Raw genomic sequence first — 16,644 nt, 5'->3', positions numbered from 1 at the left:
GAGCGAACGTGGCGGACACCACGCTGTACCCCACATGGCCCTGGTGACCGGCGAGGCTCCTCGGCAAAGCTCGATGCCATGCAGAAGCTCTCCCTCGACGCCCTCACCCGCGAACACCTGGAACGCGCCGCCGCCGGCTCCAGCGGCCGCAGCGCCACCACCGTCCACGGCGGCCACGAGCACACCCTGCGCCAGACCCTCCTCGCGCTCACCGCCGGCACCGCCCTCGCCGACCACGACAGCCCCGGCGAGGCGACCCTGCTGATCCTGCGCGGCCGCGTCCGCCTCACCAGCGGCGACACCGACTGGGAGGGCCGCACCGGCGACCTCATCGTCATCCCTCCCGCCCGCCACGGCCTGGAGGCCCTGGAGGACGCGGCGGTACTCCTCACGGTCGCCGGACGGGGCCAGGCGCATTGACCGTGGTGTCACGTTCCGCGACGCCGCGATACCGTGTGCGACGGCGATCACGCCTCCGACGTCGGTGTGGTCGCGCGGGAGGGCGACCGGAACGGGGAGGACGGTTCGTGGTGACGGGCACCGCTGGAACGGAGCAGACGGTCGGGACGAGGCTGAACCAGCTCCCGGCGGAGCGGGGCGGGGGAGCGCCGGCGGGTGGCCGGAAGGACCTGGCCTCGTCGCCCGCCCAGAAGAAGGCCGCCGCGAGGGCGATCGAGGAGCACATCGAACCCGGCACGGCGAAAGCCGGACGGTGGGCGGACGAGGACACCGGCAGCGCGGTCAAGGCGTTCCGGGCGAAGGACGGGGACGGCTGGGTCACCTCGGCGGCGCTGAAGAAGGCCCACGAGACCTGGGGCGGGCAGGTGAAGAACCTGATGGACCGGCTCGACGCGGAGAAGGGCGCGCTGCGCAGCGCCAACACCGTGCTGCAGGGCACGGATCTCGCGGTGGGCGCCGAGGCCAGGCGGATCTCCCCGCTCGACCGCTACTGACCGCAGACGACGAGCCCTGTCGAGACACCCCGGGGAACCGAGATGCCGACCTACCACGAGATCATGACCACGGACCTCGGCGCACTCACCACGGCCGCCGAACGATGGGACGGGATGGCGGGTGAGTTCGCCGAGCAGGAGAAGGCCTACCGCCGGGACGTGCACGGCATCTCCATGGGCGCCGGCTGGGTGGGACTGAGCGCCGACGCGGCCAACAGGCGCTTCGACATCACCCTCAAGCAGTTCCAGTACGCGCAGACGGAGGCCAAGGCGGTGGCCGCACTGCTGCGTGACGCGCACGCGCAGTTCGTCGAACTGCGCGGCCGACTGAAGTCGGCCCGGCAGGACGCCGTCGACGCGGGCATGAAAGTCTCCGAGAGCGGACGCGTGAGCTTCGACATCGAGCGTTTGCCGGAGGAATCACGCAGGGCGGTGCGCCAGGATCCGGGATACCTGGAGGCCGTCCGGTCGTGGCAGGACCGCATCGACAAGGCGGTGCGGGACGTCACGGACGCGGACACGGGCGTCCGGATCGCCCTGCAGGCCGTCGTGACCGACTCCAGCGTCATCGCCGGCGGCAAGGGCTTCAACGGTGAGGCGAAGGGCGACATCGAGAAGTACGAGGGCAAGGCGGCCGAGGAGGCGCTGGAGCGGCTCCGCAAGGGCGAGCGCCTGTCCGACAAGGAACTCGCCGAACTCGAGCGGACGTTCCGCGACAACGGCGACGACCCCGCGTTCTCCCGCACGCTCCTGGACGGCCTGGGCGCCGAGGGCACCATCAGGCTGACGAACGAGCTGAACGACCTCATCCACGTGCGGGACGGCGACCGTGTGGGCCACTACGCGAAGATCGAGACCGGCCTGGCCCATGCCCTCGCCTCGGCGACCCGGGACACCGGGTCGTCGTGGTACGAGGGCTGGCGCGAGGACATGCGGGAGGCCGGCGTGGCGCGACACGGCACCGACGCCCAGGGTGCCCGCCTCGACAAGGCGGTCGGCTACCAGTCGCTGGTCACCCTCATGCAGAAGGGCGACGGGTACGCGCCGGACATGCTCGCGGACCTGACCGACGACATGATCGCGGCCGAGAAGAAGGACCCGGACATCTGGCACCTGAAGCACGAGTACAGCGGAGAGCGGGACGGCTGGTTCGCCAACGATCCGGTGGACGGCATGCTCGGCGTCATGAGCCGGAACCCCGCCGCCGCGGCGGACTACCTCAGCTCCGACGAACACATGCGGTACCTCATGAAGGAGCGGGACTGGGAGGTCACCCTGCACGAGCGGGAGGGGCCCAAGGCGAGCACGTACACACTCGGTGTGGACGGTGACAGCCGCGCAGGCTTCGGCGCCGCCCTGCAGGCCGCGGCGACCGGTATCGACCCGTCGGACGAGAACGCCCGCTACGTCGAGCACACCGAGCGGAACGAGAAGGTCTTCAGGTCGGCCCTGACGACTCTGGCCGACCAGGGCGACGACTTCCCGCCGTCCCTGCGGGAGCCCATGGCCAACATTCTCGTCAACCACGGGGACACCGTGCACACGGCGATGAGCGAGGTCGCCGTCGCGAAGTCACCCCTGGACCAGACCGACCTCTTCGAGGTCACCAAACAGATCTCCAAGGACCAGGACGCCTACGGCACGCTGAACGGCGGACTGAACCAGGCGATGGTCACGGACTTTCATGCCGACACCCGGCCCGACGCGACGGAGTCCCTCGTGCGTGCCGGGCGGACAGTGGGTTTCCTGGAGGAGGCACGTACTCAGGCGCAAGGTGATCCCGAGGTTGCGGAATTCGCGGCCAAGCCGCTCATCGACGAAGCGATCAGTTATATCCCTGTGGTCAGTGACAAGGTCCAGCAAGGGTTCGATTACGTCACGAACATGTGGCTGGAGGACGAGCAGAAGAGGCTCGACGATCAGAGGACCGAGAGCAATATCGCGGTTGCTGAATCGAGAAACAGACAGCTCATGGCGCTTGTGGACGAATGGAAGGCTGCGCGAGAAGGCGAATTCGACGACACTTACGATGCGCAGAACACCATCGACATGGCAGCCGGCCGGGGTGAAGTAAAGGGTAGGGATGTGTCCGGGGTGGAGCCGAAGTGAGAGTGAGTAGCCCGATGAGACGGACCGCGGCCCTCGCCCTGATCCTCACTTTCCTCGTAGTGTCCTGTGGGCGGGGCGACAAGCCCCAGCCTCATGAGAAGATCTGTGGTACGCCGGTCGATTGGGAACTCGCCAAACCGCTTGTTGAGTCCGCAGAAGATCTTCATGAATACAGTCGGGTGGACCGTTCCGAAGCGATCTCCGCCCCGTGTACGCTTTTTTCCGGTGATGACCGAGAGATGGAGTTCAACTTCTACTGGACCTCGGACGCGCCCGGGTTGGCTCAACGGTCAGAATTCGATCCAGTGCTCGAAGACGTCTCACAGTTCCGCAAAGCGGACATCGGCGACGAGGCGGTCGTCGGCAGAAATGGCGCCATCGTGAGTACCTCATGCGTCACTGATCGCGGACGATATTTCACGCTCAAGTTGCACTTGCCGCAGGCGAGCATCCTGGACGAAGCCAACCGCGCAAAAGTGGAGAAGTTCATGCGCGCCTACTTCCCCGCCACCGTGAAGACGCTGGGCTGCCGCTGAGCGTCGGCCGGTCGGCGGCGGCGCGGCCTTTCGGCACGCTGGCCGGTCGCTGTTGGACGTGCCGTGTGGGCTGCTGCTTAGCTGAGCGAAGGACTGCGCCAGGTCGACAGTGAGTGAAAGAGGTGCCCGGTGGACACTCCCCGTCTTGAAGAGGTGCGACTGACCTCCTTCAAGAGCTTCACCGAGCAGCGCCTGCCCTTGCAGGATCTCACCGTGCTGATCGGGCGGAACGGCAGTGGGAAGTCCAACGCGCTCGACGGGCTGATGGTGTTGTCCCGGCTGGCGCTGGGCGAACCGGTGCGGGACGCGCTGGACGGGCCCCGCACCGGGGGAGAGGAACCGATCCGCGGCGGCGCCGAGGGGTGTGCGCCGCTCGGGGAGGACCGTTTCGCGCTCGGGTGCCGGGTGCGGTCCGGCGAGGCGGTCTTCGATCTGGACGTGGTGATCGCGGTCTCTCCCGAGGCGCGCATCCTCCGTGAGGAACTGACGGCGGTCGAGGGCGTGCCCTACGCGGGCCGCCGGTTGGCGGCGGGGCGCTCTCTCCTGGCGAGCGACGCACCGGACGCGCGCCGCAGTGACCTCAACGTCCGCTACTTCAACGGGCGGCGCGGTCTCGACCCGGGGGTGCCGTTCGCCGCCGACAGGCTGCTGGCCGGGCAGGTGCCGGTGAGGCTGCCCGCGACCACGGAGGCCACGAAGCTCGTGCACCGAGCGGCGCAGGACGTGCTCGCCGTGCTGCGGGACGTCTTCCTCCTCGACCCGGTACCGCATCTCATGAGGCACTACGTCAACGCGCGTGACGCGGAGCTCAGACGCAGCGCCGACAACCTGAGTGCGGCGGTCGCCGGCCTGGCCAAAACCGACCCCGTCGCCTTCGACAGGCTTACGGAGCTGGTGGCGGGCATGCCCGAGTACCCGGTGCGGGGAATGAGCAGTGTCGGTACCAGGCTGGGCGATGTGCAACTGGTACTGCGCGAGGCGGGATACCACGGAGCGGAGCACGACGTCCCGGCACGGCTCCTGAGCGACGGCATGCTGCGGTTCCTGGCCTTCGGCACCGCCTTGCTGAGCGCGCCCGTCTCCGACGGTGGCGACGAGCCGCTCCCGACGCAGCGGCACCTGGTGATCGAAGAGATCGAGAACGGCCTCTACCCCACCCAGGCCGCACGGGTACTGCGCCTGATGAAGGACGAGTCCCAGCGACGTCGCATCGACGTGCTCTTCACCACCCACAGCCCGGCCCTGCTCAACTCTCTCAACGCGCAGGACCATCCAGGAGTCGTCGTGTGCAGCCGGGACCCGGAGTCGGGGGAAAGCCGGCTGACCCGCCTCACGGAACTGCCCGGCTACGTCGACCTCCTGGCCGCGGGTGACCTCGGCGACGCGGTGACCAAGGGGCGTCTGCCGGATGCCGTGCGTCCCCGGGAAGAGGGCGTGACGAGTGTCGAGGACTTCCTGAGGAGCCTGTGAGCCCGTGAGCAGACAGCATCAGTCCGGGCTGCGGCTCCCCGTCGTCGACTTCCTGGACACCTCCGTCTTCGTCGAGCTCCTCGGCGTACCCCACATGGACGGCCACCGCGACGAAGTCCTGTCGGAGATGGACGCCAGGCTCAAGTCCAAGGTGCGCTTCGTGCTGCCGACCGCGACCGTGATCGAGACCGGCAACCACGTCTTCCAGATCAAGAACGGTGACGCCCGCAGGAAGTGTGCCGCGGACTTCATGAGCATGCTGCGCAAGACCGCGAACGGGGAGGCGCCCTGGGTGCTGCACGAGCGGACCTGGGACGGCGCCTTCCTCACCTCGCTCTGTGACGGCGGCACCACCGGCATGGACCTGACCACGCACGCCGTACGACAGCAGCTGGGCACCGGCGACCTGAGCATCGTCTCCGAGCGGGACCTGTACGCGGACCGGGCGAGGGCCGAGGTCCGCATCTGGACGCTGGAGACCACGATGGGGACCTGGGCCGAGCTGCCCTGAGCCCGGCCCGTACGGCGGTCACCAGGGCGGGACGAGGGGCCGGGGTCCGGTGGGTCCGGTCCCCACCTCGCGGCCCAGACGGTCTTGAGCGGGGGCGGGCCGGGGGCGCTCCCCAACGGTCGGCGAGGGCGTCCACGAGCAGCAGGCCGCGGCCGGACTCGGCGTCGGTGGCGGAGTGCCGCGGGCACGGCAGCCGGTCACCGCGCGTGTCGGTGACCTCGATGCGGAGGGTGTCGCCGACGACGTACAGCAGCAGCCGGAAGTCCCGGCCGGAGACGCGGCCGTGGGTGATGGCGTTGGCCGCCAGTTCCGCGACGATGAGCTCCGCCGGGTGAGGCGGCAGTCCCCACGTGCGCAGTTGTTCGGTGGCGAGCAGCCGGGCGAGACGGGCGCCGCGAGGCGTGGAGGACAGCTGGAGGCTGAAGTTCCGGACGGGGACGGCAGCAAGTCGGGGCGCGGAGTCACTGATTTCCTGGTTCACGTCACTCAGCCCGGAGCGGCTCTTCGGCCGCACCGGCCGGATCCCGCAGGCGTGCCGGCTCGGTGAACTCGGTGAGATCGCCCGGCAGGGAATGATCTCTGGTGCTCAGAAGATCTGTGGGTCGTCCGGCAACGTGTCCCAGCGTGGCGAACCGCGATTCCGGCGCTCTGGCGTTTGATCCCCGTCACCTTCGGGGTAATCTCTTCCGCTCGATTGGCCAGCCCCGGTCCCCGTATGGCAGACTGTCGGAGTTGCTCGGTCGAGTGTTGATGCTGCGCGCCTCCCGCCGGGAGGACCGGAAGCGAGTCCCACGGTACTCGTCGTTCCTGATCAGGGACGGACGTACGGGAATCTTCCGGGAAGCGGAGTGCGGCGCCGGCCAGGCACCCGGTGGGCCTTTCGCCCCCGGTCCGCGGTTCTGGTAGGGCCGTGTCAATCCCGCGGGGATGTTCGAACAAGGGACATTCATGTCAGCGGGAGTGCGACACGCCCGACCGCGTGGGTCGGAGGATGAGACCTGGAGCATCGGGTTCCGGAGCGTAAAGAGAGACAGGACTACGAAGTAGCCATGGCGGGACAGAAGATCCGCATCCGGCTCAAGGCCTACGACCACGAGGTCATCGACTCCTCGGCGAAGAAGATCGTCGAGACGGTGACCCGCACTGGTGCGTCGGTCGCGGGCCCGGTGCCGCTGCCCACTGAGAAGAACGTGTACTGCGTCATCAAGTCGCCGCACAAGTACAAGGACTCGCGCGAGCACTTCGAGATGCGCACGCACAAGCGCCTGATCGACATCCTCGACCCGACCCCCAAGACCGTTGACTCTCTGATGCGACTCGACCTCCCGGCCGGTGTCGACATCGAGATCAAGCTCTGAAGGCCGGTGATCTGAGAATGGCTAAGCAGATCAAGGGCATCCTGGGCGAGAAGCTCGGCATGACGCAGGTGTGGGACGAGAACAACCGTGTTGTTCCGGTCACCGTCGTCAAGGCCGGCCCCAACGTCGTCACCCAGGTCCGCACGAACGACGTCGACGGCTACGAGTCGGTCCAGATCGCCTTCGGCGAGATCGACCCGCGCAAGGTGAACAAGCCCCTCAAGGGCCACTTCGCCAAGGCCGACGTCACCCCCCGTCGTCACCTCGTCGAGATCCGCACCGCGGACGCCTCCGAGTACACGCTGGGCCAGGAAGTCACCGCTGAGGTCTTCGAGTCGGGCGTGAAGGTCGACGTCACCGGCAAGAGCAAGGGCAAGGGCTTCGCCGGTGTCATGAAGCGTCACAACTTCAAGGGCCTCGGCGCCGGACACGGCACCCAGCGCAAGCACCGCTCGCCCGGTTCCATCGGTGGCTGCGCCACCCCGGGTCGCGTGTTCAAGGGCCTGCGCATGGCGGGTCGCATGGGCAACGAGCGGGTCACCACCCAGAACCTGACCGTCCACGCCGTTGACGCGGAGAAGGGTCTGCTGCTCATCAAGGGCGCGGTTCCCGGTCCGAACGGCGGCCTCGTCCTGGTCCGCACCGCGGCCAAGGGGGCCTGAGGTAACCGATGAGCACTGTTGACATCCTTTCGCCGGCGGGCGACAAGGCCGGTACCGTCGAGCTCCCCGCGGAGATCTTCGGCGTTGAGAAGGTCAGCATTCCGCTGATCCACCAGGTCGTCGTCGCGCAGCTGGCCGCTGCCCGCCAGGGCACCCACAAGACCAAGACCCGCGGTGAAGTCCGTGGTGGCGGCAAGAAGCCGTACCGCCAGAAGGGCACCGGTCGCGCCCGTCAGGGTTCGACCCGCGCGCCGCAGTTCGCCGGTGGTGGCGTCGTGCACGGTCCCGTGCCGCGCGACTACTCCCAGCGCACCCCCAAGAAGATGAAGGCTGCCGCCCTGCGTCACGCCCTCACCGACCGGGCGCGCCACAACCGCATTCACGTCGTCTCCGGCGTGATCGAGGGCGAGAACCCCTCCACGAAGGCCGCCAAGACGCTGTTCGGCAAGATCTCGGAGCGCAAGAACCTGCTCCTGGTCGTCGACCGCGCCGACGAGGCCGCGTGGCTCTCCGCCCGCAACCTGCCCCAGGTCCACATCCTGGAGCCGGGCCAGCTGAACACGTACGACGTTCTCGTCTCGGACGACGTGGTCTTCACCAAGGCCGCTTTCGAGTCCTTCGTCGCCGGCCCGAACAAGGCCAACGACAACGAAGGGAGCGAGGTCTGATGGCTGCCCGTCACCCCTCGATCGCCTCGAAGGCCGCCAAGGCGGCCAAGGCCGCTCGCGTCGCCAAGGCGCGCCGCCACGAGGCCGAAGGCAAGAACACCGTCGTCACCCCGGCGAGCAAGGCGTTCACGGACCCCCGTGACGTCCTGCTGAAGCCGGTCGTGTCCGAGAAGAGCTACGCGCTCATCGACGAGAACAAGTACACGTTCATCGTCGCGCCGGGCTCCAACAAGACCCAGATCAAGGAGGCCGTCCAGGCGGTCTTCGAGGTCAAGGTCACCGGGGTCAACACGATCAACCGCGTCGGCAAGCGCAAGCGCACCCGCACCGGCTTCGGCCAGCGCGCGGCGACCAAGCGCGCGATCGTGACCCTCGCTGAGGGCGACCGTATCGACATCTTCGGCGGTCCGACCGCGTAAGCGGTCAGGATCGTTCGATATCGGACGAGGACTGAGAAATGGGTATCCGCAAGTACAAGCCGACGACTCCGGGCCGTCGTGGCTCCAGCGTCGCCGACTTCGTCGAGGTCACGCGGTCCACGCCGGAGAAGTCGCTGGTCCGTCCCCTGCACAGCAAGGGCGGCCGTAACAATTCCGGTCGTGTGACCGTCCGCCACCAGGGCGGTGGCCACAAGCGCGCCTACCGCGTGATCGACTTCCGTCGTCACGACAAGGACGGCGTGCCGGCGAAGGTCGCGCACATCGAGTACGACCCCAACCGCACCGCGCGCATCGCGCTGCTGCACTACGCCGACGGCGAGAAGCGCTACATCCTCGCCCCGCGCAACCTGCAGCAGGGCGACCGCGTCGAGAACGGTCCCGGGGCCGACATCAAGCCGGGCAACAACCTGGCCCTCCGCAACATCCCGGTCGGTACCACGATCCACGCGATCGAGCTCCGTCCCGGTGGCGGCGCCAAGTTCGCCCGCTCCGCCGGTGCCTCCGTGCAGCTGCTCGCGAAGGAGGGCTCGATGGCCCACCTCCGCATGCCGTCCGGAGAGATCCGCCTGGTCGACCAGCGCTGCCGCGCCACGGTCGGCGAGGTCGGCAACGCCGAGCAGTCGAACATCAACTGGGGCAAGGCCGGCCGCAAGCGGTGGCTGGGCGTCCGCCCGACCGTCCGTGGTGTCGTGATGAACCCGGTCGACCACCCGCACGGTGGTGGTGAGGGCCGGACCTCCGGTGGCCGCCACCCCGTGTCCCCGTGGGGCAAGAAGGAAGGCCGTACTCGTTCGCCCAAGAAGGCGTCGAACAAGTACATCGTCCGCCGCCGCAAGACGAACAAGAAGCGCTAAGGACGGGTTGAGATGCCTCGTAGCTTGAAGAAGGGACCCTTCGTCGACGACCACCTGATCAAGAAGGTGGACGTCCAGAACGAAGCCGGTACCAAGAACGTCATCAAGACCTGGTCCCGTCGCTCGATGATCGTCCCGGCGATGCTGGGCCACACGATCGCGGTGCACAACGGCAAGACCCACATCCCGGTGTTTGTCACCGAGTCCATGGTCGGCCACAAGCTCGGCGAGTTCTCGCCGACGCGCACCTTCCGGGGTCACGTCAAGGACGACCGGAAGTCGAAGCGCCGCTAGTCAGCGGGGTGAATGACCATGACAAACACTGAAGGGACAACCATGGAAGCCAGGGCCCAGGCGCGGTACATCCGCGTCACGCCCATGAAGGCCCGCCGCGTGGTGGACCTCATCCGTGGCATGGATGCCACGGAGGCTCAGGCGGTCCTGCGTTTCGCCCCGCAGGCCGCGAGCGTGCCGGTCGGCAAGGTGCTGGACAGCGCCATCGCCAACGCCGCGCACAACTACGACCACACCGATGTCGACAGCCTCTTCATCTCCGAGGCCTACGTCGACGAGGGCCCGACCCTGAAGCGGTTCCGTCCGCGTGCCCAGGGCCGCGCCTACCGGATCCGCAAGCGGACCAGCCACATCACCGTGGTCGTCAGCAGCAAGGAAGGAACCCGGTAATGGGCCAGAAGGTAAACCCGCACGGGTTCCGGCTCGGTGTCACGACCGACTTCAAGTCGCGTTGGTACGCCGACAAGCTGTACAAGGACTACGTCAAGGAAGACGTCGCCATCCGCCGGATGATGACGTCCGGCATGGAGCGCGCCGGCATCTCCAAGGTCGAGATCGAGCGCACCCGTGACCGCGTGCGGGTGGACATCCACACCGCTCGTCCGGGCATCGTCATCGGCCGCCGCGGCGCCGAGGCCGACCGCATCCGCGGTGACCTCGAGAAGCTCACCGGCAAGCAGGTCCAGCTGAACATCCTCGAGGTCAAGAACCCCGAGACGGACGCTCAGCTCGTGGCCCAGGCCGTCGCCGAGCAGCTCTCCTCCCGCGTCTCCTTCCGTCGGGCCATGCGCAAGAGCATGCAGTCCGCCATGAAGGCCGGCGCCAAGGGCATCAAGATCCAGTGCGGTGGCCGCCTCGGTGGCGCCGAGATGTCCCGCTCGGAGTTCTACCGCGAGGGCCGCGTGCCCCTGCACACGCTCCGCGCGAACGTGGACTACGGCTTCTTCGAGGCCAAGACGACCTTCGGCCGCATCGGCGTGAAGGTCTGGATCTACAAGGGCGACGTCAAGAACATCGCCGAGGTCCGCGCCGAGAACGCCGCTGCCCGTGCGGGTAACCGCCCGGCCCGCGGTGGCGCCGACCGCCCGGCCCGTGGTGGCCGCGGTGGCGAGCGTGGCGGTCGCGGCCGCAAGCCGCAGCAGGCTCCCGCTGCCGAGGCCCCCAAGGCCGAGGCTCCGGCTGCCGCTCCGGCTGAGAGCACCGGAACGGAGGCCTGACCGACATGCTGATCCCCCGTAGGGTCAAGCACCGCAAGCAGCACCACCCGAAGCGCCGTGGCCAGGCCAAGGGCGGTACGACGGTCGCGTTCGGCGAGTACGGCATTCAGGCCCTCACGCCGGCGTACGTGACCAACCGCCAGATCGAGGCGGCCCGTATCGCGATGACCCGCCACATCAAGCGTGGCGGCAAGGTCTGGATCAACATCTACCCGGACCGCCCGCTCACGAAGAAGCCGGCCGAGACCCGCATGGGTTCCGGTAAGGGTTCGCCCGAGTGGTGGATCGCGAACGTGCACCCGGGCCGGGTCATGTTCGAGCTGTCCTACCCCAACGAGAAGATCGCCCGTGAGGCGCTGACGCGTGCGGCCCACAAGCTGCCGATGAAGTGCCGGATCGTCAAGCGCGAGGCAGGTGAAGCGTGATGTCGGCCGGTACCAAGGCGTCCGAGCTGCGCGAGCTGGGCAACGAGGAGCTTCTTGCGAAGCTCCGCGAGGCCAAGGAAGAGCTGTTCAACCTCCGCTTCCAGGCGGCGACCGGTCAGCTCGAGAACCACGGTCGGCTGAAGGCCGTCCGTAAGGACATCGCGCGGATCTACACCCTGATGCGCGAGCGCGAGCTGGGCATCGAAACGGTGGAGAACGCATGAGCGAGAACAACGTGACTGAGACGAACACCGAGGCTCGGGGCGACCGCAAGACCCGTGAGGGCATCGTCGTCAGCGACAAGATGGACAAGACCGTCGTCGTCGCCGTCGAGGACCGCAAGAAGCACGCGCTGTACGGCAAGGTCATCCGCAGCACGAGCAAGCTCAAGGCCCACGACGAGCAGAACGCCGCCGGCGTCGGCGACCGCGTCCTCCTGATGGAGACCCGGCCGCTGTCCGCGACGAAGCACTGGCGCATCGTCGAGATCCTCGAGAAGGCCAAGTAGGCAATTCCCGCAAGGGAATTCCCAAAGTACGTTCCTGCGGGGCATTCCTCGCAGGACAGTTCCGCCAGGCTCCGGGGGCCGTTCGCCCAAGTGGATGAGCGGCCCCCGGGGAACCGGCAGACAAACAGGAGATAGACGTGATCCAGCAGGAGTCGCGACTGCGTGTCGCCGACAACACGGGTGCGAAGGAAGTCCTCTGCATCCGTGTGCTCGGTGGCTCCGGTCGCCGCTACGCGGGCATCGGTGACGTCATCGTCGCCACCGTCAAGGACGCGATCCCCGGTGGCAACGTGAAGAAGGGTGACGTCGTCAAGGCGGTCATCGTTCGCACCGTCAAGGAGCGCCGCCGTCCGGACGGCTCGTACATCCGCTTCGACGAGAACGCCGCCGTCATTCTGAAGAACGACGGCGACCCTCGCGGCACCCGTATCTTCGGCCCCGTGGGCCGTGAGCTGCGCGAGAAGAAGTTCATGAAGATCATCTCCCTCGCGCCGGAGGTGCTGTGAGCATGAAGATCAAGAAGGGCGACCTGGTCCAGGTCATCACCGGTAAGGACAAGGGCAAGCAGGGCAAGGTCATCGCGGCCTTCCCCCGTGAGGACCGCGTCCTGGTCGAGGGTGTCAACCGGGTCAAGAAGCACACCAAGGCCGGCCCGACCGCCGGTGGCTCGCAGGCCGGTGGCATCGTGACCACCGAGGCCCCGGTCCACGTCTCCAACGTCCAGCTGGTCGTGGAGAAGGACGGCAAGAAGGTCGTCACGCGCGTCGGTTACCGCTTCGACGACGAAGGCAACAAGATCCGCGTTGCCAAGCGGACGGGTGAGGACATCTGATGACGACCACCACCGCTCCGCGTCTGAAGACGAAGTACCGCGAGGAGATCGCGGGCAAGCTGCGCGAGCAGTTCTCCTACGAGAACGTCATGCAGGTTCCCGGCCTCGTCAAGATCGTGGTCAACATGGGTGTGGGCGACGCCGCCCGCGACTCCAAGCTGATCGAGGGCGCCATCCGCGACCTCACCACGATCACCGGTCAGAAGCCGGCCGTCACCAAGGCCCGCAAGTCCATCGCGCAGTTCAAGCTGCGTGAGGGTCAGCCGATCGGTGCCCACGTCACGCTCCGTGGCGACCGCATGTGGGAGTTCCTGGACCGCACCCTGTCGCTCGCGCTGCCGCGCATCCGCGACTTCCGCGGCCTGTCCCCCAAGCAGTTCGACGGCCGTGGCAACTACACCTTCGGTCTCACGGAGCAGGTCATGTTCCACGAGATCGACCAGGACAAGATCGACCGTGTCCGGGGTATGGACATCACCGTGGTCACCACGGCGACCAACGACGAAGAGGGCCGCGCCCTTCTCCGTCACCTCGGCTTCCCGTTCAAGGAGGCGTGAGCGAGATGGCGAAGAAGGCTCTCATCGCGAAGGCTGCTCGCAAGCCCAAGTTCGGAGTGCGCGGCTACACCCGCTGCCAGCGCTGCGGTCGTCCGCACTCCGTGTACCGCAAGTTCGGCCTGTGCCGCGTGTGCCTTCGTGAGATGGCTCACCGTGGCGAGCTGCCGGGCGTGACCAAGAGCTCCTGGTAATCCGGGTAATTCCGGACTCCCAGGGCTCTCGGTAAGCAATGGGAACGGCGGGAGGCCCACTCCGTATGGCTTAGGCTTGCGGGGTTGGGCACCTGCCGTGCCCGTACGACTTACTACGCCGTAGGTCCACCGCGCCGCACCCGTCCCGTCTCGGATCGGGGAGAGGGATGGCGCACCAGGAAACCCCGGCGAGAGAGGCCGAAGGCCAATTCATGACCATGACTGATCCGATCGCAGACATGCTCACGCGTCTGCGGAACGCGAACTCGGCGTACCACGACTCCGTGGCGATGCCGCACTCGAAGATCAAGTCGCACATCGCGGAGATCCTCCAGCAGGAGGGCTTCATCACGGGCTGGAAGACCGAGGACGCCGAGGTCGGCAAGAACCTCGTCCTCGAGCTGAAGTTCGGCCCGAACCGTGAGCGCTCCATCGCGGGCATCAAGCGGATCTCCAAGCCCGGTCTCCGGGTGTACGCGAAGTCCACCAACCTGCCGAAGGTGCTGGGCGGCCTCGGCGTGGCGATCATCTCCACGTCGCACGGGCTCCTCACCGACAAGCAGGCCGGCAAGAAGGGCGTGGGTGGGGAAGTCCTCGCCTACGTCTGGTAGCGGAAGGGAACGGAGGAAACAGCTATGTCGCGCATCGGCAAGCTCCCCATCGCGGTTCCCGCCGGCGTGGACGTCACCATCGACGGCCGTACGGTCTCGGTCAAGGGCCCCAAGGGCACGCTGACCCACACCGTCGTGGCGCCGATCGAGATCGCCAAGGGTGAGGACGGCGTCCTGAACGTCACCCGCCCCAACGACGAGCGTCAGAACAAGGCCCTGCACGGCCTGTCCCGCACGCTGGTGGCGAACATGATCACCGGCGTGACCCAGGGTTACGTGAAGAAGCTCGAGATCAGCGGTGTCGGTTACCGCGTTGTCGCCAAGGGTTCGAACCTGGAGTTCTCCCTCGGTTACAGCCACCCGATCACGGTCGAGGCGCCCGAGGGCATCACCTTCAAGGTCGAGGCCCCGACCCGTTTCTCGGTCGAGGGCATCGACAAGCAGAAGGTCGGCGAGGTTGCGGCCAACATCCGCAAGCTGCGCAAGCCCGACCCGTACAAGGCCAAGGGCGTCAAGTACGAGGGCGAAGTCATCCGCCGCAAGGTCGGAAAGGCGGGTAAGTAAGCCATGGCATACGGGCAGAAGATCCTCAAGGGCGACGCCTACAAGCGTGCTGCTATCAAGCGTCGTCACATCCGGATCCGCAAGAAGGTCGCCGGTACCGCCGAGCGTCCTCGCCTGGTCGTGACCCGTTCCAACCGCCACATCGTGGCGCAGGTGATCGACGACCTGAAGGGCCACACCCTGGCGTCGGCGTCCACCCTGGACGCGTCGGTCCGGGGCGGCGAGGGCGACAAGTCCGCGCAGGCCAAGCAGGTCGGCGCCCTGGTCGCCGAGCGCGCCAAGGCCGCCGGTGTCGAGGCCGTCGTGTTCGACCGTGGTGGCAACCAGTACGCCGGGCGCATCGCCGCCCTGGCGGACGCCGCCCGCGAAGCCGGACTGAAGTTCTGAGCCGGTTCCGTAGCTAGCGGAAACAGAGAGAGGTAATTCCAATGGCTGGACCCCAGCGCCGCGGTGGCGGTGCCGGTGGCGGCGAGCGGCGGGACCGGAAGGGCCGTGACGGCGGCGCAGCTGCCGCCGAGAAGACCGCGTACGTTGAGCGCGTCGTCGCGATCAACCGCGTCGCCAAGGTTGTGAAGGGTGGTCGTCGCTTCAGCTTCACCGCGCTGGTCGTGGTGGGCGACGGTGACGGCACCGTGGGTGTCGGATACGGCAAGGCCAAGGAGGTGCCGGCCGCCATCGCCAAGGGCGTTGAGGAGGCCAAGAAGCACTTCTTCAAGGTCCCCCGCATCCAGGGCACCATCCCGCACCCCATCCAGGGTGAGAAGGCTGCCGGCGTCGTGCTGCTCAAGCCCGCGTCGCCCGGTACCGGTGTGATCGCCGGTGGTCCGGTGCGCGCCGTGCTCGAGTGCGCCGGTATCCACGACGTGCTGTCGAAGTCGCTCGGCTCCGACAACGCGATCAACATCGTGCACGCGACCGTGGCGGCCCTCAAGGGCCTGCAGCGTCCCGAGGAGATCGCGGCCCGCCGCGGTCTGCCCCTCGAGGACGTCGCCCCCGCGGCTCTTCTCCGTGCGCGTGCCGGGGCGGGTGTGTGATCATGGCGCAGCTCAAGATCACGCAGGTCAAGTCCTACATCGGCAGCAAGCAGAACCACCGTGACACCCTGCGTTCGCTCGGCCTGAAGAAGGTCAACGACGTGGTCGTCAAGGAGGACCGCCCCGAGTTCCGCGGCATGGTGCACACCGTCCGCCACCTCGTGACGGTCGAGGAGGTCGACTGATCATGGCGGAGAACAACCCGCTCAAGATCCACAACCTCCGTCCCGCCCCCGGCGCCAAGACCGCCAAGACCCGTGTCGGTCGTGGTGAGGCGTCGAAGGGTAAGACGGCCGGTCGTGGTACGAAGGGCACCAAGGCCCGTTACCAGGTTCCGGAGCGCTTCGAGGGTGGCCAGATGCCGCTCCACATGCGCCTCCCGAAGCTGAAGGGCTTCAAGAACCCGTTCAAGACCGAGTACCAGGTCGTGAACCTCGACAAGCTGGCCGCGCTCTACCCCGAGGGTGGCGAGGTCACCGTCGAGGGTCTCGTGGCCAAGGGTGCCGTGCGCAAGAACAGCCTCGTCAAGGTCCTCGGCCAGGGCGAGATCTCCGTGGCGCTGCAGGTGACGGTCGACGCCGTCTCCGGCTCCGCCAAGGAGAAGATCACCGCCGCCGGCGGTACCGTCACCGAGCTCGTCTGACCCGTTCAGGTGTCTCGATGACGTAGAGCGATCCCGACCGGGGATACCCCACATTTGGGGTATCCCCGGTTGGTCGTTCCTAGGGCGGCATGGTCGCCGGTAAGGTGGCCTGCGCTGCCCATTGACCCCGGGCGCCCCATGCGGGGCACTCGGGGCGGCAGTTGACCGTTACGTAATCGTCCTTAGTCGGAATCTCAAGACCGTCAC

27 protein-coding genes and 1 pseudogene are annotated in these 16,644 nt (G+C 67.4%); 27 read left to right on the top strand and 1 reads right to left on the bottom strand.

Annotated elements, in window-relative coordinates:
• Positions 1–78: 78 nt before the first annotated feature.
• The 6 genes from KUM38_RS05955 to KUM38_RS05930 all read left to right on the top strand — a co-directional run bounded on the left by KUM38_RS05955 (position 79) and on the right by KUM38_RS05930 (position 5,579).
• Positions 79–420, top strand: a complete 342-nt coding sequence (locus KUM38_RS05955) for a cupin domain-containing protein (protein ID WP_217128192.1) — start codon at positions 79–81, stop codon at positions 418–420.
• 110 nt (positions 421–530) lie between these two features.
• The gene (locus KUM38_RS05950; RefSeq protein ID WP_308408907.1) at positions 531–953 is read left to right on the top strand and encodes a hypothetical protein; all 423 of its coding nucleotides are present in this window, start codon (positions 531–533) and stop codon (positions 951–953) included.
• A gap of 42 nt (positions 954–995) precedes the next feature.
• The gene (locus KUM38_RS05945) at positions 996–3,062 is read left to right on the top strand and encodes a hypothetical protein (protein ID WP_217128190.1); all 2,067 of its coding nucleotides are present in this window, start codon (positions 996–998) and stop codon (positions 3,060–3,062) included.
• 14 nt (positions 3,063–3,076) lie between these two features.
• The gene (locus KUM38_RS05940; RefSeq protein WP_217128189.1) at positions 3,077–3,598 is read left to right on the top strand and encodes a hypothetical protein; all 522 of its coding nucleotides are present in this window, start codon (positions 3,077–3,079) and stop codon (positions 3,596–3,598) included.
• A gap of 129 nt (positions 3,599–3,727) precedes the next feature.
• Positions 3,728–5,068: an AAA family ATPase gene (locus KUM38_RS05935; protein WP_217128188.1), complete on the top strand. Its 1,341-nt coding sequence runs from the start codon at positions 3,728–3,730 to the stop codon at positions 5,066–5,068.
• A gap of 4 nt (positions 5,069–5,072) precedes the next feature.
• The gene (locus KUM38_RS05930) at positions 5,073–5,579 is read left to right on the top strand and encodes a hypothetical protein (RefSeq protein WP_217128249.1); all 507 of its coding nucleotides are present in this window, start codon (positions 5,073–5,075) and stop codon (positions 5,577–5,579) included.
• A 41-nt stretch (positions 5,580–5,620) separates the two neighbouring features.
• Here the strand turns inward: KUM38_RS05930 and KUM38_RS05925 are convergent.
• Positions 5,621–6,060 (bottom strand): annotated as a pseudogene (locus KUM38_RS05925) (ATP-binding protein); the annotation flags it as partial.
• Positions 6,061–6,628: 568 nt separating this feature from the next.
• On the opposite strand from KUM38_RS05925, the gene rpsJ reads away from it, so the two are divergent.
• The 21 genes from rpsJ to rplO all read left to right on the top strand — a co-directional run bounded on the left by rpsJ (position 6,629) and on the right by rplO (position 16,437).
• The gene (rpsJ, locus tag KUM38_RS05920; RefSeq protein WP_003948644.1) at positions 6,629–6,937 is read left to right on the top strand and encodes a 30S ribosomal protein S10; all 309 of its coding nucleotides are present in this window, start codon (positions 6,629–6,631) and stop codon (positions 6,935–6,937) included.
• 17 nt (positions 6,938–6,954) lie between these two features.
• Positions 6,955–7,599, top strand: a complete 645-nt coding sequence (gene rplC / locus KUM38_RS05915) for a 50S ribosomal protein L3 (protein WP_030046373.1) — start codon at positions 6,955–6,957, stop codon at positions 7,597–7,599.
• An 8-nt stretch (positions 7,600–7,607) separates the two neighbouring features.
• Positions 7,608–8,267, top strand: a complete 660-nt coding sequence (gene rplD, locus KUM38_RS05910) for a 50S ribosomal protein L4 (protein WP_217128187.1) — start codon at positions 7,608–7,610, stop codon at positions 8,265–8,267.
• Positions 8,267–8,686 carry a 50S ribosomal protein L23 gene (gene rplW, locus KUM38_RS05905; RefSeq protein WP_030220990.1) on the top strand — a complete coding sequence of 140 codons (420 nt, stop codon included), beginning with the start codon at positions 8,267–8,269 and terminating at the stop codon, positions 8,684–8,686. The genes rplD and rplW overlap by 1 nt, the downstream gene beginning before the upstream one ends.
• Positions 8,687–8,724: 38 nt before the next feature.
• Positions 8,725–9,561, top strand: coding sequence for a 50S ribosomal protein L2 (gene rplB, locus KUM38_RS05900; protein WP_004927281.1), 837 nt, complete (start codon positions 8,725–8,727; stop codon positions 9,559–9,561).
• Positions 9,562–9,573: 12 nt separating this feature from the next.
• A complete protein-coding gene (gene rpsS, locus KUM38_RS05895) occupies positions 9,574–9,855 on the top strand; it encodes a 30S ribosomal protein S19 (RefSeq protein ID WP_003948639.1) in 282 nt (93 codons plus the stop codon).
• A 42-nt stretch (positions 9,856–9,897) separates the two neighbouring features.
• Positions 9,898–10,245, top strand: coding sequence for a 50S ribosomal protein L22 (gene rplV, locus KUM38_RS05890; protein WP_006130776.1), 348 nt, complete (start codon positions 9,898–9,900; stop codon positions 10,243–10,245).
• Positions 10,245–11,072, top strand: coding sequence for a 30S ribosomal protein S3 (rpsC, locus tag KUM38_RS05885; protein ID WP_004927271.1), 828 nt, complete (start codon positions 10,245–10,247; stop codon positions 11,070–11,072). The genes rplV and rpsC overlap by 1 nt, the downstream gene beginning before the upstream one ends.
• Positions 11,073–11,077: 5 nt before the next feature.
• On the top strand, positions 11,078–11,497 hold the full coding sequence (gene rplP, locus KUM38_RS05880; protein ID WP_004927269.1) for a 50S ribosomal protein L16: 420 nt from the start codon (positions 11,078–11,080) through the stop codon (positions 11,495–11,497).
• Entirely contained in the window at positions 11,497–11,721 is a 225-nt protein-coding gene (gene rpmC, locus KUM38_RS05875; RefSeq protein ID WP_007494763.1) for a 50S ribosomal protein L29, read from the top strand. The genes rplP and rpmC overlap by 1 nt, the downstream gene beginning before the upstream one ends.
• The gene (gene rpsQ, locus KUM38_RS05870; protein ID WP_004927263.1) at positions 11,718–12,005 is read left to right on the top strand and encodes a 30S ribosomal protein S17; all 288 of its coding nucleotides are present in this window, start codon (positions 11,718–11,720) and stop codon (positions 12,003–12,005) included. The genes rpmC and rpsQ overlap by 4 nt, the downstream gene beginning before the upstream one ends.
• A 137-nt stretch (positions 12,006–12,142) precedes the next feature.
• Positions 12,143–12,511: a 50S ribosomal protein L14 gene (gene rplN, locus KUM38_RS05865; RefSeq protein ID WP_030831680.1), complete on the top strand. Its 369-nt coding sequence runs from the start codon at positions 12,143–12,145 to the stop codon at positions 12,509–12,511.
• Positions 12,512–12,513: 2 nt separating this feature from the next.
• Positions 12,514–12,837, top strand: a complete 324-nt coding sequence (gene rplX / locus KUM38_RS05860) for a 50S ribosomal protein L24 (RefSeq protein WP_217128186.1) — start codon at positions 12,514–12,516, stop codon at positions 12,835–12,837.
• On the top strand, positions 12,837–13,394 hold the full coding sequence (gene rplE, locus KUM38_RS05855; protein ID WP_217128185.1) for a 50S ribosomal protein L5: 558 nt from the start codon (positions 12,837–12,839) through the stop codon (positions 13,392–13,394). Before rplX ends, rplE begins: the two co-directional genes overlap by 1 nt.
• Before the next feature lie 5 nt (positions 13,395–13,399).
• On the top strand, positions 13,400–13,585 hold the full coding sequence (locus KUM38_RS05850) for a type Z 30S ribosomal protein S14 (protein ID WP_003948630.1): 186 nt from the start codon (positions 13,400–13,402) through the stop codon (positions 13,583–13,585).
• A 212-nt stretch (positions 13,586–13,797) separates the two neighbouring features.
• On the top strand, positions 13,798–14,196 hold the full coding sequence (gene rpsH, locus KUM38_RS05845) for a 30S ribosomal protein S8 (RefSeq protein WP_030831671.1): 399 nt from the start codon (positions 13,798–13,800) through the stop codon (positions 14,194–14,196).
• Between the two features lie 24 nt (positions 14,197–14,220).
• A complete protein-coding gene (gene rplF, locus KUM38_RS05840; protein WP_033272455.1) occupies positions 14,221–14,760 on the top strand; it encodes a 50S ribosomal protein L6 in 540 nt (179 codons plus the stop codon).
• 3 nt (positions 14,761–14,763) lie between these two features.
• Complete coding sequence (rplR, locus tag KUM38_RS05835) at positions 14,764–15,147, top strand: 50S ribosomal protein L18 (protein ID WP_004927235.1); 384 nt, start codon at positions 14,764–14,766, stop codon at positions 15,145–15,147.
• A gap of 41 nt (positions 15,148–15,188) precedes the next feature.
• Positions 15,189–15,794 (top strand): 30S ribosomal protein S5, encoded by a 606-nt coding sequence (rpsE, locus tag KUM38_RS05830; protein ID WP_030860989.1) that lies wholly within the window; start codon positions 15,189–15,191, stop codon positions 15,792–15,794.
• A 2-nt stretch (positions 15,795–15,796) separates the two neighbouring features.
• Complete coding sequence (gene rpmD / locus KUM38_RS05825) at positions 15,797–15,979, top strand: 50S ribosomal protein L30 (RefSeq protein ID WP_004984515.1); 183 nt, start codon at positions 15,797–15,799, stop codon at positions 15,977–15,979.
• A 2-nt stretch (positions 15,980–15,981) separates the two neighbouring features.
• Positions 15,982–16,437, top strand: coding sequence for a 50S ribosomal protein L15 (gene rplO, locus KUM38_RS05820; protein WP_067018996.1), 456 nt, complete (start codon positions 15,982–15,984; stop codon positions 16,435–16,437).
• The last annotated feature ends 207 nt before the right edge of the window (positions 16,438–16,644 follow it).

The organism is Streptomyces sp. AC558_RSS880, assembly GCF_019049255.1.
Taxonomy (GTDB): Bacteria; Actinomycetota; Actinomycetes; order Streptomycetales; family Streptomycetaceae; genus Streptomyces.
The sequence above is the reverse complement of the archived record's forward strand: the minus strand, read 5'-3'. Positions and strand labels throughout refer to the sequence as shown.